At 71.2% G+C, this 13,400-nt stretch carries 11 protein-coding genes and 1 pseudogene; 1 reads left to right on the top strand and 11 read right to left on the bottom strand.

Annotated features, from left to right (window positions below; all coding sequences use genetic code 11):
- Positions 1 to 6: 6 nt before the first annotated feature.
- Together AB0C96_RS04415 and AB0C96_RS04410 are read right to left on the bottom strand one after the other, a co-directional pair.
- The gene (locus AB0C96_RS04415) at positions 7 to 1,227 is read right to left on the bottom strand and encodes an MFS transporter (RefSeq protein WP_362913540.1); all 1,221 of its coding nucleotides are present in this window, start codon (positions 1,225 to 1,227) and stop codon (positions 7 to 9) included.
- Between the two features lie 287 nt (positions 1,228 to 1,514).
- Positions 1,515 to 1,787 (bottom strand): hypothetical protein, encoded by a 273-nt coding sequence (locus AB0C96_RS04410; RefSeq protein WP_362913765.1) that lies wholly within the window; start codon positions 1,785 to 1,787, stop codon positions 1,515 to 1,517.
- Positions 1,788 to 1,802: 15 nt separating this feature from the next.
- Between AB0C96_RS04410 and AB0C96_RS04405 the strand changes: the two are divergent.
- Positions 1,803 to 1,919: pseudogene (locus AB0C96_RS04405) on the top strand (IS5/IS1182 family transposase); the annotation flags it as partial.
- Positions 1,920 to 2,068: 149 nt separating this feature from the next.
- Here AB0C96_RS04405 and AB0C96_RS04400 read toward each other — a convergent pair.
- The 9 genes from AB0C96_RS04400 to AB0C96_RS04360 form a co-directional block, all read right to left on the bottom strand.
- The gene (locus tag AB0C96_RS04400; protein WP_362913539.1) at positions 2,069 to 3,295 is read right to left on the bottom strand and encodes a hypothetical protein; all 1,227 of its coding nucleotides are present in this window, start codon (positions 3,293 to 3,295) and stop codon (positions 2,069 to 2,071) included.
- A 38-nt stretch (positions 3,296 to 3,333) separates the two neighbouring features.
- Positions 3,334 to 4,473, bottom strand: coding sequence for an aminotransferase class V-fold PLP-dependent enzyme (locus AB0C96_RS04395; protein ID WP_362913537.1), 1,140 nt, complete (start codon positions 4,471 to 4,473; stop codon positions 3,334 to 3,336).
- A gap of 109 nt (positions 4,474 to 4,582) precedes the next feature.
- On the bottom strand, positions 4,583 to 5,590 hold the full coding sequence (locus AB0C96_RS04390) for a proline dehydrogenase family protein (RefSeq protein ID WP_362913535.1): 1,008 nt from the start codon (positions 5,588 to 5,590) through the stop codon (positions 4,583 to 4,585).
- 100 nt (positions 5,591 to 5,690) lie between these two features.
- Positions 5,691 to 6,845, bottom strand: a complete 1,155-nt coding sequence (locus tag AB0C96_RS04385; RefSeq protein WP_362913533.1) for a fatty acid desaturase family protein — start codon at positions 6,843 to 6,845, stop codon at positions 5,691 to 5,693.
- A gap of 96 nt (positions 6,846 to 6,941) precedes the next feature.
- Positions 6,942 to 7,808, bottom strand: a complete 867-nt coding sequence (locus AB0C96_RS04380; RefSeq protein ID WP_362913532.1) for a GNAT family N-acetyltransferase — start codon at positions 7,806 to 7,808, stop codon at positions 6,942 to 6,944.
- Between the two features lie 41 nt (positions 7,809 to 7,849).
- Positions 7,850 to 9,796, bottom strand: a complete 1,947-nt coding sequence (locus AB0C96_RS04375) for a prolyl oligopeptidase family serine peptidase (protein WP_362913530.1) — start codon at positions 9,794 to 9,796, stop codon at positions 7,850 to 7,852.
- A gap of 35 nt (positions 9,797 to 9,831) precedes the next feature.
- Positions 9,832 to 10,809: an enolase C-terminal domain-like protein gene (locus AB0C96_RS04370; RefSeq protein ID WP_362913528.1), complete on the bottom strand. Its 978-nt coding sequence runs from the start codon at positions 10,807 to 10,809 to the stop codon at positions 9,832 to 9,834.
- Positions 10,810 to 10,835: 26 nt separating this feature from the next.
- Positions 10,836 to 12,122: an MFS transporter gene (locus AB0C96_RS04365; protein WP_362913526.1), complete on the bottom strand. Its 1,287-nt coding sequence runs from the start codon at positions 12,120 to 12,122 to the stop codon at positions 10,836 to 10,838.
- Between the two features lies 1 nt (position 12,123).
- On the bottom strand, positions 12,124 to 13,380 hold the full coding sequence (locus tag AB0C96_RS04360; RefSeq protein WP_362913524.1) for an ATP-grasp domain-containing protein: 1,257 nt from the start codon (positions 13,378 to 13,380) through the stop codon (positions 12,124 to 12,126).
- Between the last annotated feature and the right edge of the window lie 20 nt (positions 13,381 to 13,400).

Raw genomic sequence — 13,400 nt, 5'->3', positions numbered from 1 at the left:
CACATGTCACCCGATGCTTGGCTGTGCGAAGCGCCGGAAGTCCGGGACCGCCATATACAGCGCCAGCATGACTGCCACCACCAGCAGGCCCCCGCCCGTGACCGCCCACATGGGACCAACCACGGAGGCCGCTGCGCCGTGGGCCAGGCCCGCAAGGCGGGGGCCGCCAGCGGCTATCACCGTGTCGGCGCCTTGCAGACGACCTCGCAGCTCGTCGGTGACGACGGTTTGAAGTGCGGACTTGCGGTACGCGCTCAACACAGTGAGCGCAGCGCCGGCCAGGACAAGCAGGCCCGAAGCCGCTGCCAGGGACCGGGCCAGGCCGAACCCGGCGATGGCCCCGCCCCAGCAGCAGACCGCGCCGCAGATCGCGGCGCCATAGCGACGGTCCTGGGTGAAGGTCCCGGACAGCAGTCCGGCCAGCACGCTGCCGACCGGGATCGCCGCATACAGCACGCCCACGACGTCAGCGCCGCGCAGTCCTGCGGCGAGCTGCGGATACACCGCGTAGGGCAGACCGAGGAAGAGCGCTGAGAAGTCGGCGGCGTAGGTAACGACCAGGACCTTGTCCGTGGTGAGCAGTCGGAGCCCGGCCAACACGCCGTTCCTGCCAAGGCCGCGTCCGCCGGAGCCTACAGGCTGCAGTGGCGGGAGGCGCCACACGGCCAGAAGTGTCGCTGTGAGCGCCACGGCATCGATCAAGTAGAGCGTGGGGCTCCCGACAACAGGCAACAGCGCCCCAGCCAGCAGCGGGCCCGCGATTCCCGCTGACCAGGAAGCCGTCGACTGCAGCGTGTTCGCCGCCGGCAGGACTGCAGCGGGTACCAGGCGTGGGACGACTGCGCCGCCTGCGGCGGCGTTCGCGCCGAAGCAGGCCTGTTGCAGCCCCACAAGGACGAGCAGTAGCACCACCGAACGCAGGTGGGCCGCGGCTTGGAACCACAGCAGCAGCGAGGCCACCCCGATCCCGGAATTGGTGCACAGCAGCACCAGACGTCGGTCGGCGGTGTCCGCCACGGCTCCTCCCCACAGCGATCCGAGGACCATCGGAATGAAGCCGACAAGGCCTGCGAGTCCGACGTCTGCGGATGAACCGGTCAGGCCGTAGATCTGCATCGGCACGGCCACCGCCGTGAACTGAGCACCCGACGTCGTGATCGCACCCGCGAGCCACAGTCTGCGGAAGTCCTTATGCCGCAGCGGCTCGATATCCATGAAGATCCGCATGGCCAAACGCTGGGGCTTGTCCCTGGGGCAAGGTCAAGGTCAGCCCACAGGGTCCCGTCCACGCCTGCCGGGCACCCGGGCCCGCGTCAGCGAGTCTCGATCCACAAGTCTTGACAGTTACTCGTGGCCCCCAGACGGTCCGGCTCGGCAAACGACCCCACCCCGTCCCGCTGGACCCCGCCTCCTGGACCGTGCTGCAACGCTGCCTGGCCCACCGCGGGGCATGGCCGACGGCCAACCCGCACGTGATGGTCACTAAAGGAACCAAGGCCGGGCGAATCCCGGCCTCAACTGCGTATCTCTCCCACGTCCTTGATGGCTGCGGATACCCACCCCGGGCAATCCGCAGCACCCGTCTCCTCGACCTGGTGAACACCATGGACCCCAAGCTCGTTGCCGCAGCCTTCGGCATGGACCCGCAGGCCACCCTGATCTATCTCGCTGACCGCGTCGATGAGGGACGACTTCAACCACAGGTGCCATAGCCAAATGCGGCCGGCGTCTGGCTTCTCAGTGCTGGCCAGGCGCTGGGTGGTGGAGCGCAGTTTCGGCTGGCTCATGCTGCACCGCCGACTCTCCCGGACCGCACCGTCTTCGTGTACATCGTGCTCGCTCTGGTCCACGGCTCCGGCTACGAACGGATCGCCGGCCCCGGATGCTCCGACCGGACCATCCGACACCGCCTCAGACAACGGACAGAAGCGGCAGCGTCGTGGACTTCTACCCCTACCTCGCCGCCCTGCGGGCGGGCACCGCACGGCCGATCGCACAACGGACGATCAGGCCACCGGCCGGCCCCGGCACGCCGGTCGCGCTCCCGGCCGCGGCGCGGAGTCCCGTGTCAGTCCTCCTGGTCAACCGTCAGCCGGAAGGCGGTGCGCAGAGCCGAGAGGACGGCCTCCGCGTCCCGCTCCCCGGCCACCCGGGCGTGGACGATACCGCTGACGGTGGCCGAGTCCATGAGGCCCCCGACCACGTCACCGGGCGACAGCCTCATGTCTGCCTCGACGACCCCGGGCACCTTCAGGAGTTCCTCGGCGGTACTGATGCTCCGGACGGTCCCCCGCGCGGCGGGCAGCATGACCTGGAGCACCTCGCCGGCGGCGTCGGCGGGCGCCCAGGAGTGCTCGCGGCCGAGGCAGACGTCGAGGTGTGCGGCCATGCTGTCGAAGCCGTCCCGGAGTTCGAGCATCCTCCGGATACCGCCGCCACCCGGCCGGGCCGCCAGCTCGCCGGCGAACAGGCCGTCGGATGTGCGCAGCGCCTCGAAGTGCGTCACCCCGGTGCCCAGGCCGACGGCCCTGACCGCCGCGTCGTGCAGCGCCCTGACCTCGCCGGCGAGCGCGTCCGTCGCGGGCAGGGTCATCGAGCCGAAGAGTCCGGAGCGGTGATCCAGTACCGGGCGGAGGTAGCGGGAGGTCCGGGCATGGCGCACCTGGTGGTCGACGACCAGGCCGTCGCAGTGGTACTCCTCCACCACGTCCAGGTACTGCTCGACCAGCACCGGGAAAGCCTTGCGGGACGGGTCCTCGGGGGCGGCCAGGGCGGCGTAGTAGTCCGCCATGGCCGGGCTGTCGAGCTCCTTGGGGGTGCGGACGACGACCACGGCGTCCGCACCCGCGCCGCAGACCGGCTTCACCAGCACGGGCAGGCCGAGCTCGGCGACGGCGGTGCGGACCTGACCGGGGCTGCCGGCGAGCCGGAAGTCGGCGACGGGCAGCCCGGCCTGCCGGAATCTGCGATTCATGGCGTACTTGTTGGTGCAGTTGAGGACCGCGTCGTTGCTCGGCCCGGGCAGGCCGAGGTATCCGCGCAGGTAGCCGGCGGCGGGGGCTGAACGCTCGGTCAGTGAGACGACGGCGGAGCGGTCGCCGGCCCCGTGCCGGACCACCGCCTCGGCCGTTGCCACGGGGTCGTTGAGGCTGTCCACCACGACGATCGGGGTGCCCGTCGGGTAGTCCGCGACAAACGGCCGCTCGGTGACCACCAGCAGATCGAGGTCCTCTCGGGCGAGGAGCCGCCCCATCTGGAACCTCTCACCACTGTTCGTCACAAGGATCTGCCTCACTGATGTCCTCTCCTCGGTCCGGCCCCTGCCACCTGCCGTCAGGATCCGATGAGGTCGCGCAGGGCGCGGCCCACGACGGCCACCTCGTCGACGGTGTTGTAGTAGTGCACGGAGGCCCGCACGGCCTGGTCGACACCCCGTTCGGTCAGGTAGAGCGGTGTGTGGTCACCCCGGATCTGCCAGACGTTGATCCCGCGGGTTCCCAGCCCGTGGAAGATGTCCTGCGCGCTGAGCGTCCGGTGGCGGAACGCGGTGATCCCGGACTGGGTGCTGCCCGGCGCGATCAGCTCGACGCCGGGCAGTTCCGCCAGGGTGGCCCGCAACGCCTCGGCGACCGGCTGTTGTTCGGCGACCGGCGCCGACTCGTGGTGCCCGAGCGCGGCGTGCAGTCCGAGCACGGCGGCGGTGGTGCGCTCGGCCAGCTCCAGGGCGCGGGCGCTGTCGTCCTCGACCGTGTACCCGGTGGGGGAACTCACCCTCGCGACGTGCAGATCGTGGAAGTCGGAGGTGAGTGAGGCGCGCAACTCCGGTGCCACGTAGGCGAATCCGGTGCCCCGGGGGCCCCGCAGGAACTTGCGTCCCGCACCGGTGAGCAGCTGGCAGCCGATCTCTGCGACGTCGACCCGGAGCTGCCCGACCGACTGGCAGGCGTCGAGGGCGTACACGCAGCGGTAGGGGGCGAGGATCCGGCCTATCTCGGCGACCGGGTTGACGATGCCGCACCCCGACGGGACGTGGGTCACCGAGACGAGGGCGACGTCGTCCGAGATGTTGGCGGACATCCAGTCCAGGTCGAGTTCGCCGTCCGGCCGGAGCGGGACGACCTCGATCCGGCAGCCGGTGCGGTCCCGGAGCTCGAACAGGCTGATCAGGTTCCCGGCGTACTCGAACGGCGTCACCCAGACGCGGTCGGTTGCGCCCAGGCGGAGCCGGCCGGCAACCGAGCACCAGGCCCGGGTGGCGCTGTCGAACAGCGCGATGTCCCGGGCGGGGGCACCGAGGAGGGTGGCGAGCCGCTGGTAGACCCCTTCCTGAAGGATCTTGTCGTAGTGGAGTTCGGTCTCGTAGGAGCCGTGGGCCGCCTCGCGGCGCACGCACTCGGTCATCGCGTCGGTCACGGCCTGCGGCATCAGGCCGGCCCCGGCGTTGTTGAAGTGGACGAACTGGCGAGCTGTCATACCGTGATTGTCCTTGCTCCGTTGGGCCGTGATCCGGTTCCGTCGGGCTGGAATGGGATTCTGTCGGCCCGGAATCGGGTTGTGTCGGACCGGATCGTGCCCGGGCTGGTCAGTAGTCGTTCGCGCCGACTTCGGCCCGGCCTCCGTTCGCCAGGTCGGCGAGTGCCGTGAGCGCCATGGGCGGGTGCTCGGCGAGCCGGTGTAGGAAGTGCAGCCACCAGTTCTGGCCGTACGTCGCGTAGACGCGGCAGGTGCGGCCGGCGTCGTGGTAGTGCTTGAGCAGGCCCGGCTGCACTCCGTGCAGCATCTCGATCTCCTCGGCCCCGTCGAGCAGGCCCCGCTCGTCGGCGGCCGCCAGTATCCGGCTGTCGTGGGTGGCCAGAGCCGTCCGCGCGCCGTGCCCCACCGCCCGGGCGGCCAGTGCGAGGTAGCGTTCGTCGAGCTCGGGGCCGCGGGGTAGGGCGACTGCCGCGGGTTCGGCGTAGACGCCCTTCACGAGCCGGATCTTGCGTCCCAGCGGGAGGATCCGGTCCAGGTCCTCCTCGGTGCGGTGCAGGTGGGCCTGGAGGGTGATCCCCACGTTGGCTTCGGTCTCGGCGAGTTCGGTGAACACGCCGAGCACCTCGTCCACGAACTCGGACCGTTCCATGCTGATCAGGACCTCTGCGCCGTGGGTGGCGGCCGCGCGCAGAACGCGCAGCGTGTTGCGGACCGCGAGGTCCCTGGAGACGAGCAGACCGAGGTTGGACAGGTCGAAGCCCAGCTGGGCCGGCTCGGGGTCCTCCTCGATCAGGGCCAGGTACTCCTCGACGACCTGTTCGATCTCCGCCGGGTCGGTGATCTCCTCACCGACGAACTCGACGCTGACCTGGTAGCGCTTCTGCCGCAGCAATTGCAGCCGTTTCAGTAGGCCGGCCCGGTCGTCGGCCACGAGGTAGCGGTAGGCCGCCGGGGCCAGGGCTGCGCGCAGCGGCGACTCGGGGGCGGAGAACGCCAGCCGGAGGGGCCCGTCGGCGGCCAGCATCCGCAGCCCCTGACCGGCGGCGCGCAGGAGCTGGGCTTCGGGCTCGGGCTGTACGTCGGTGGCGGACAGGGAGTACGTACGGGATTCGGTCATGGGAGCCCCATTCGGCAGTCGCGGTGCGGGTGGTGTCGGTTCGGCCTGGTGCACTGGATGTGTGGTGTCGCGGCAGCCCGGCTGCTTCGCGGCGGTGTGACTACTTGGGGCCGCCTGCCAGGAACAGCTCGGGCTCGCCGCTTTCCCTCGCGAGCATCATCAGTTCGGCAAAGGTGCTGTCGGACGTGGCCGGGTCGCCGCCGGCCTGCCGCCAGTCGCGGTACTTGGCCGCGTAGCTGATCACCGTCTCCTTGCCCTGCCGGGAGCGCGGCCGGGTCAGGATGCCGGCCCACAGGCCGTCCCAGCGGACGTACGCCGGGTCCTTGAGCAGCACCCGGTGGGCCCGAGCCAGGCTCCAGAACGGAATGCCGGCGTTCAGGTGGTGGATCAGGTGGAAGCGGTCGTTGTGCCGGCTGAGCAGGAAGCGTTCCACCAGCCGTCCGTGGCGGTTCCGGGTGAGGAGCAAGCGCTGGTTCTCGCCCTCGGGGAGCGGGTAGTGCTCGGCGAGTTCGGCGAGCCAGCCGATCGAGACGTTGGTGGTGCACAGCGGCACGAACCAGAAGAGGAGCAGCTCGGGGAGCACGTGGAACCAGGCACAGGCTCCGATGATGAGGGTCCACTGGGTCAGCAGGAGAACCCGCTCGACGTACACCGGGAGCACAACCGAGACGGACAGCTTGGAGCTGTCGCAGAGTATTCGGTCACGGGTGATGTAGCGGAGGTAGTCCACGGTGCGCAGTCCCAGGACGGAGAACAACACCTCCTTCACGAAGAACCGCCGGTTCGACCGCTGGGTGTCGTACAGCCCGCACTCGATGTGGAACCCGTAGTCGGGGTCGGTCTCGGCGTCGCCGAGGTTGCGGTGGTGGTTGCCTACGTGCGAACTCCGGTAGGGGCCGTGCAGGTACAGCACGAGGTATCCGGAGAACACCGTGCCGCCGATGAAGTTGAGCGCTTTGTTCTTCATGAAGCTCTTGTGGGCCGATTCATGCAGGAAGTGCGCCAGGAACCGCTGGGTGGACCCGATTAGCAGCAGGGCCACCGGGTAGAACCAGTACGAGATGCCCACGCAGGCCGCGATCGACAGGGCGATCAGGGCCAGTTCGAAGAGGATCGCCAGCGGCCCGTGGTAGTTGTCCAGGGTGCACAGCCGTCGGAGCTCGCCGCGCACCTCCCGGCTCAGTCTGTCGAACCTGAGCTGCTCGAGCGTGGTGCCGTTGTCGTCGCTCTTGGGGTTTCCTTCTGTTGCGCGCATGTTCCAGTACGTCCTTTCCAAGCAGAATGCATGGTGGAAGGCGTGAAAGGTGTGCAAGGCGTGCGTTGTTGATACTGGCCGGCCGGTGGGGCGGGCTCAGCCGAGGGCCATCATGACCGGTACGAACAGACGGCTCTGGTCGGCGGGGAGCGGTGTGCCGTGCTCCATCACCGTGGTGCTGAAGCGGGCCGCGAAGCCGGCTTTCCCGGCCCATTCGAGGAGTTCGGGGTGCCGATGGTCGATGTCCAGGCGCACCGGCCCGTCGACGGCGGCCGCCAGGTCGGACACCAGCGTCACGGCGGTGTCCTGGTCCTGTGCGGTGACCGGCCCGATCACGGTGTTGTTGTCGTTGGGCCAGGCCCCGCCGAACCCCGCGATCCCTCCCGGCCCCTCGACCACCCGCAACTCCCGGCAGAACGAGGGCAACCGGTCCAGGAGGCCGGTCCTGGGGGCGCCGAACACCTCGGCGTCCAGGGCGTGGATCGCCGGCAGGTCGGCCTCGGTGGCGGGGCGCGAGCGCCGCACGGGCCCGCTGCCGGCCGGGCCGTCGAACGTCCCCGAGTAGCTGGTGCACCGGCCCACCGTCCGGAACCCGAGGCGCTCGTAGAGTGGCAGGCCGAAATCCGTGGCGTGCAGGAAGAACCCGGCCGTGCCCGTGTGTTCCAGGGCGTGCCGCAGCAGCCGTCCGCCGAGTCCGCGCCGTTCGTGGCGCTGGGCCACCAGCATCATGCTGATCACCGCGGTCTGGTCGCCGTACCGGGTGGCGACCACGGCCCCGGCCAGACCCCCGTCGGGGGCGTCGATGCCGTAGACGTCCCCGACCTCGAAAAGCAGGCGCCACTTCTCCCGCTCCGGCGCCCAGCCCCGGTCCTCGGAGAGTCGCACACACTCCGCGAGGTCGGTGGTGCCGAGTCGCCGGACCGGTGCGGCCGCGGCATGGTGTGCGAGGTCCCTGTCCACCATCGTTTTCTCCTTCTCCCTTCCTCCCGGGACGTGCCTGGTGTTCACTCCGGCGCGGGGACGAACCCCAGCGCCTCGCCGTACAGGGACAACTCGGCCCGCAGGCAGGCAGTGATGGTTTCGGCGCGCCGGAATCCGTGGCCCTCGCCGTCGAACGTCAGGTAACTGAACGGCACCTGGGAGTCCTTGAGCCGCTCCAGCAGCTGCTCGGCCTGCGCCGGGGGACAGACGGTGTCGTCCAGGCCCTGCAACAGGACGAACGGCGTGCGGATCAGGTCCGCGCGGTGCACGGCGGAGCGCTCGTCGTACCGGTCGGCTGCTTCGGGCCACGGTCCGACGAGGCCGTCCAGGTAGCGGGACTCGAAGTCATGGGTGCCGCGTGAGCGCCAGGACACCGGGTCGAGCACCGGGTAGTAGATGCCGGCCGCTCGGTAGAGACCGGGGTCGGCGATCAGTGCGGCGGTGGCCGTCCAGCCGCCCGCGCTGCCGCCGCGGATCGCGATCCGCCGCGGATCGGCCAGCCCCTCGGCGACCATCCCGTCGACCACGGTCGCGCAGTCCTCGACGTCGACGACGCCCCACATTCCGCGCAGTCGCTCGCGGTACACCCGGCCATAGCCGGTCGAGCCGCCGTACTGGACGTCGACCACGCCGATGCCCCGGCTGGTGAAGTAGCCGATCTCCTGGTTGCGCACCAGGTGGCTGCGGCTGGTCGGGCCGCCGTGTACGAAGACCAGATACGGCGGAAGTTCACCCTCGGGAGCGGTGAACTCGGGGTGGTGGGGCGGGTAGACGTGGGCGTGCACCTGCTGGCCGCGCTCGTCGCGGTAGGTGCGCCGGAAGGCGGGGGACGCCAGCTCGTCGTGGGCGCTGTGCGGGCGGCGGAGGACCGTGAGCCCTTCCACCGAGGGGTCCCACAGGACGACGGTGCGGCCATGGCCGGGCCCGGCCGCCACGGCGGCGACCCGCCGTCCGTCGGTGGCGGGCGAGTGCCACTCGCTGTACGGGCTCTCGACGTCCTCCACGGTGCCGTCCGGCGACAGCAGCGACAGTCCGCGCTCGCCGACGCCGCGGAGCACCGCGAGCCGGCCGTCGGCAAGGGGCAGGCACCAGCGCAGGCCGATCCGCCACAGCGCCTCGCCGAACTCCTCCTGGCGGGGGCACAGATTGCGGGAGGTGCCATCGGGAAGGATCTCGTGGACGTTCCACCAGCCGGTGGGGTCGGTGACCGCGTACAGGACACCGGGCCGCCCGGGCGCCCATTCGATCTGGGTGATCGACTCCTGGCCGCCGCCGGCCAGCCGGACGGGCGGTGCGAGAGTGGCGTCCGGCCCGATCTCGGCCACCATCAGCTCGGTGGTGTCCCAGGGCATCGACGGGTGCTGCCAGCCGAGCCAGGCGACGCTGCGTCCGTCGGGGGCGATGCGCGGGCCGGTCATGAAGTGGTGGCTCGCGGCCAGCACCCGGACGACCGCGGGGTCGTCGGCCGCGCTGCCGTCCAGCGGCAGCGCCACCAGGTGGCGTTCCACGTCGACTCCCCGCGGGTCCGTGACGGTCTCCCGCAGGCACCACAGTTCCCCGCCGTGGACGGCGAAGTCGCCGTAGTGCAGCGCCACGCCGTCCGGGGCCGGCGGGGACAGCGGGACGGGTTCGCCGCCCGGCTGCCAGCGGTGGACGCGCTGGTCCGCCCAGTGGGTGAAGGCGATGCCGTCCTCCGGCCGGGCCGACAGCGGCAGCCAGGGCCGGCTCCCGTACTGGATCACCCGGTTGCGCACGTCCCAGCCCGGGGGCAGCACCTCATCCGGCGTCCCGTCGGCGCCGCGCCGCACGAGGGCGCCGCGGCCGCCGTCCTCGGGCCGGGCCTCGGTCCACCACACCTCGTCGCCGACGAAGGCGAGCCACTCCGGCAGCACCTCGCCGCGCGCGACCTCGGGCGCGCTCAACGGGGACGGCCAGCTCCCGTACGGTACGGCCTTCTTCCCGCGTTCCATCGCCGTGCTCTCCCTTCTGCGGTCGGTGTGGGCGCTCAGTACGTGATCCGGGGGATACCGATACCGGCGCCGAGGGTGTAGCTCATGACGGCGGGGTCGTCGCAGAGCCAGAAGTGACCGTCCAGGTCGGTCCAGTTGGACCGGCCGGCCAGTTGGGCGGCGTAGGCGACCGCGCGCGGCGGTTCGAGGAAGCAGCCGAGCATCCGGGTGGCGCCCTGACCGGCGAGCCGGTCCAGGACCTCCAGGGCCGGCAGCAGCCCGCCGAAGCGCATCAGCTTGATGTTGGCGCCGTCGGCCGTGCGCAGGGCCTCCTCGACGTCGGCCCGGGTGGCGATGCCCTCGTCGAGGATGACGGCGGTGCCGGGCAGCGCAGCGCGGATCTCGGGCAGCAGGTCCGGCCGGCGCGCCGGGTCCTCCAGGACGGCCGGTGCGAGCGCCTGGACGAGCGGGCGCAGCGCCTCCCAGTCCTCGCGGTCCCAGCCGCGGTTGACGTCCAGGATGAGCGGCCCGGGCGCGCCGACGAGCCCGCGCAGCACTTTCTCGTCGTCGGGGCCGCCGAGCTTGATCTTCAGCGGCCGTCCGTCGACGGGGACCTCCTCGCCGATCGGAACGGTGTGCAGCAACTGCACCAGGCCGGGGGCGGGCAGGCCGAGCAGCTGCCAGACGGCGATGCCGGAGGCGCGTGCTGCCGCGTCCAGGAAGGCCATCTCGACGAGCATCCGGGCCGGGCCCGACACCGTGCCGGCCGCGTCGGCAAGCTGCGGCCCCAGCCACCCGGGGTCGTCCCGGCCGGGCTCCTCAGCCAGCGCCTGCGCCAGTTCGCGTGCCTGGGTGGCGATGAGCGGGCCGTCCTGTCCGAATCCCGCGTCGGCGGAGACCTCGCCCTCGCCGGCCAGTGCACCGTCGGCGGTCCGCAGCCGCAGGTGTACCAGGTCGACGCCCTCGGTCGTGTTGTGCGACACCTGGAACGAGCGGACCAGCTGGTGTCGGTGGACGGTCACCTCGACGTGCATGTTGTCCCTCCCGGGGATGGAGCGGCTCACTTGGTGGCGCTTGCGGACAGCGGGGCAGCGGACTCCTGCGCGTCCGTACGGCTGCGGGCGGACAGCAGGAGCAGGGGCATGCCCACCGCCGTGACGCCCGCCAGGACCAGCCAGTACGTCCCCTGGTGCCCGTGCTCGTAGCAGAAGAGGAACAGTGCGCCGCCGGACAGCGAGCCGAGTGCCTCGCCGAGGGTCCAGGAGACCTGCCGGATGTTGAACGCCTCCAGGCTGGAGGCGATCGGCAGGCCGGCGAACGCCGTACTCACCATGGGCGTGAAGAGCATTTCCGCGACCGAGAACACGGCCACCGACACGCCAGCCGCCACGGCGACCGGAAGCCCGAATCCGAGCAGCGCCATCGCCGCCGCGAACATCAGCGTCGCCGAGCCGAGCATGACGAGCGGCCGCAGCCCGCGCTTCATCAGCCGGCTCACCACGGCGGTGACCGCGGTCTGGAGCGCGACGATCGTGACGGCCGGCCCCGCGAGGAGGACGGCCCGCACGGCGCCGGTCCTGATCTCGTGCGCGACCAGCAGCGCGAAGGCGGAGAAGAACTGGGCGTACAGGAAGCTGCCGGTCACCGTGGTCACCACGACCCGCAGCCCGATCCGGTGGCGCAGCACGGACATCAGCGCGGCCCGGCTGATCGGCCACTGCCCGCTGGTTGGCGGCGGCCGCAGACCGCGGGGCAGGCCGAACAGCAGGCTGACGGCGGCGAGCACATAGCTGAGGGCGACGAGGCCGAGCAGCAGCCGCCCGTCGCTGCCGGTGGAGTACAGCAGGCTCGCCGCGAACGGGCCGATGGCGGCCGCAATGTTCACCGCGATCTGCAACATCGAGTAGATCCGGTGGCGGCCGATGTCATCGGTGACCAGCTCGGCGATCATCACCCGGGACAGGATGAAGTGGATGCTGACCCCGAGGCCGGCCACGGCCAGGAGCGCCACCAGCGGCACCGGCCCGTGCACGTACGGGAGGAGGCCGAAGCCCAGTGCCGACAGGCACAGGCCGGCAGTCATGCCCACCACATAGGGGAAGCGGGGCAGCCAGTGGTTCACCAGCAGGGCCGAGATACCGGCAGCGGCCGTGTAGATGAACAGGCCGGTGCCGACCACCATCGAACCGCCGCTGGTCTGCCGGGAGAGCAGCACCCCGAGGACGGGCATCAGCGAGAACAGGCCGAGGCAGCCGAAGACGTGGTCGACCCCGAGGACGAGGTTGAACACCGCCAGCTTGCGCGCCGTGAACGGGACCGCGGCGGCGCCTGCTTGATCGTTGGTCACGCTAGCTCTCCTGCGCGGGTGAGACGGTGAAGTGGACGGCGGAGGCAAGTTCGCCCGCGATCCGCCGGGCCTCGTCGGCGGTGTCCGCGCCGACCACGATCACGGCGGAGCGGCTGCCGGAGTCCCGGACGGGGCCGATCAGGTCGCCGGGCCGTACGTCCAGTTCGGCGTGGAGTACGGCCGGGTGGTCCACCACCTGCTGCCAGCCGTCGATCCGTTCCAGCCGCCCCTGGGGCGCGACCAGGAAGCGGACGGCGGCTCCCCGGGTGGGGGTGAGCGGGCCGGTGGCGGCCGGGCGGCCCAGTGCGTCGTCGCAGACCCGTCCGAACAGGTCGAGGCCTTCGATGACGTGCTCCAGCAGGAGGTGGATCCAGTCGCCCCCGATCCGTACGTGCACCTCGCCGAGCACGACCCCGTCCGGGGTCAGCCAGAGTTCCACGTGGAAGACGCCGAACCGCAGACCCAGGTGGCGCAGGGCCGCGACCACCTGCTGTTCCATCTCGGTCCGGGCCTCGTCTGGGAGCACGGCCGGCATGACGTGCCCGAGTTCGACGAAGAGCGGGGGTGCCATCACCTCCTTGGCGGTGACGGCCAGGACCCGCGGCTGGCCGTCGAGGAAGAGGCCCTCCACGCTGTACTCCGGCCCCTCCACGAACTCCTCCACGAGGAACGGCGCAGAGGAGTCCGGCAGAGCGTCCAGCGCGGCGTCCAGTTCGCCGGGGCCGGTCACCCGGCTCACCCCGAGACTGCCCATCGCGTCGCGCGGTTTGACGATCCAGGGGCCGCCCGAGGCGCGGAGGAAGTCCGCGGCCTCCTCGGCCCCGGAGCAGACCCGGAAGGCCGGCTGGCGGAAGCCGGCCGCGGCCAGCACGGCCCGGCAGTCGTCCTTCACCCGGACCGTGCGCACCGCCTCGGGCGGGTTCCCCGGCAGGCCGAGGGCGGCCGCGGTCTCCGCCACGGCGACCTGGGCGTACTCGCGGACCCCCAGCACCACGTCGAAGCTCTCGCCGGCGGTGACCCGGTCGCGTGCCCAGCCGGCGCTCACGCCGGGTTCGGTGAAGTCCACCGTGGACGCGGCGTCGGCGAGTTCGCTGAGGGCGGGCGCGGCCTTGAGCGCCTCGGCCTGGTTGGTCAGGTGGGTGTGCAGTCCGTGCGCCCCAGCCTGGGCCAAGGCCTGGGCGGCGACGGCCTCGCTGAGGCTCACGGGTCCGGCTCCGCCGACGAGCAGCAGGCCGGGACGGCTTGGGCCAGTGGTCATGGGTGTGCTCCAGTTTTCGG

The sequence above is a fragment of the Streptomyces sp. NPDC048506 genome (assembly GCF_040651315.1).
Classification (GTDB): domain Bacteria; phylum Actinomycetota; class Actinomycetes; order Streptomycetales; family Streptomycetaceae; genus Streptomyces.
Note: the sequence above shows the minus strand (reverse complement) of the source record. Positions and strands in the feature narration are given on the sequence as shown.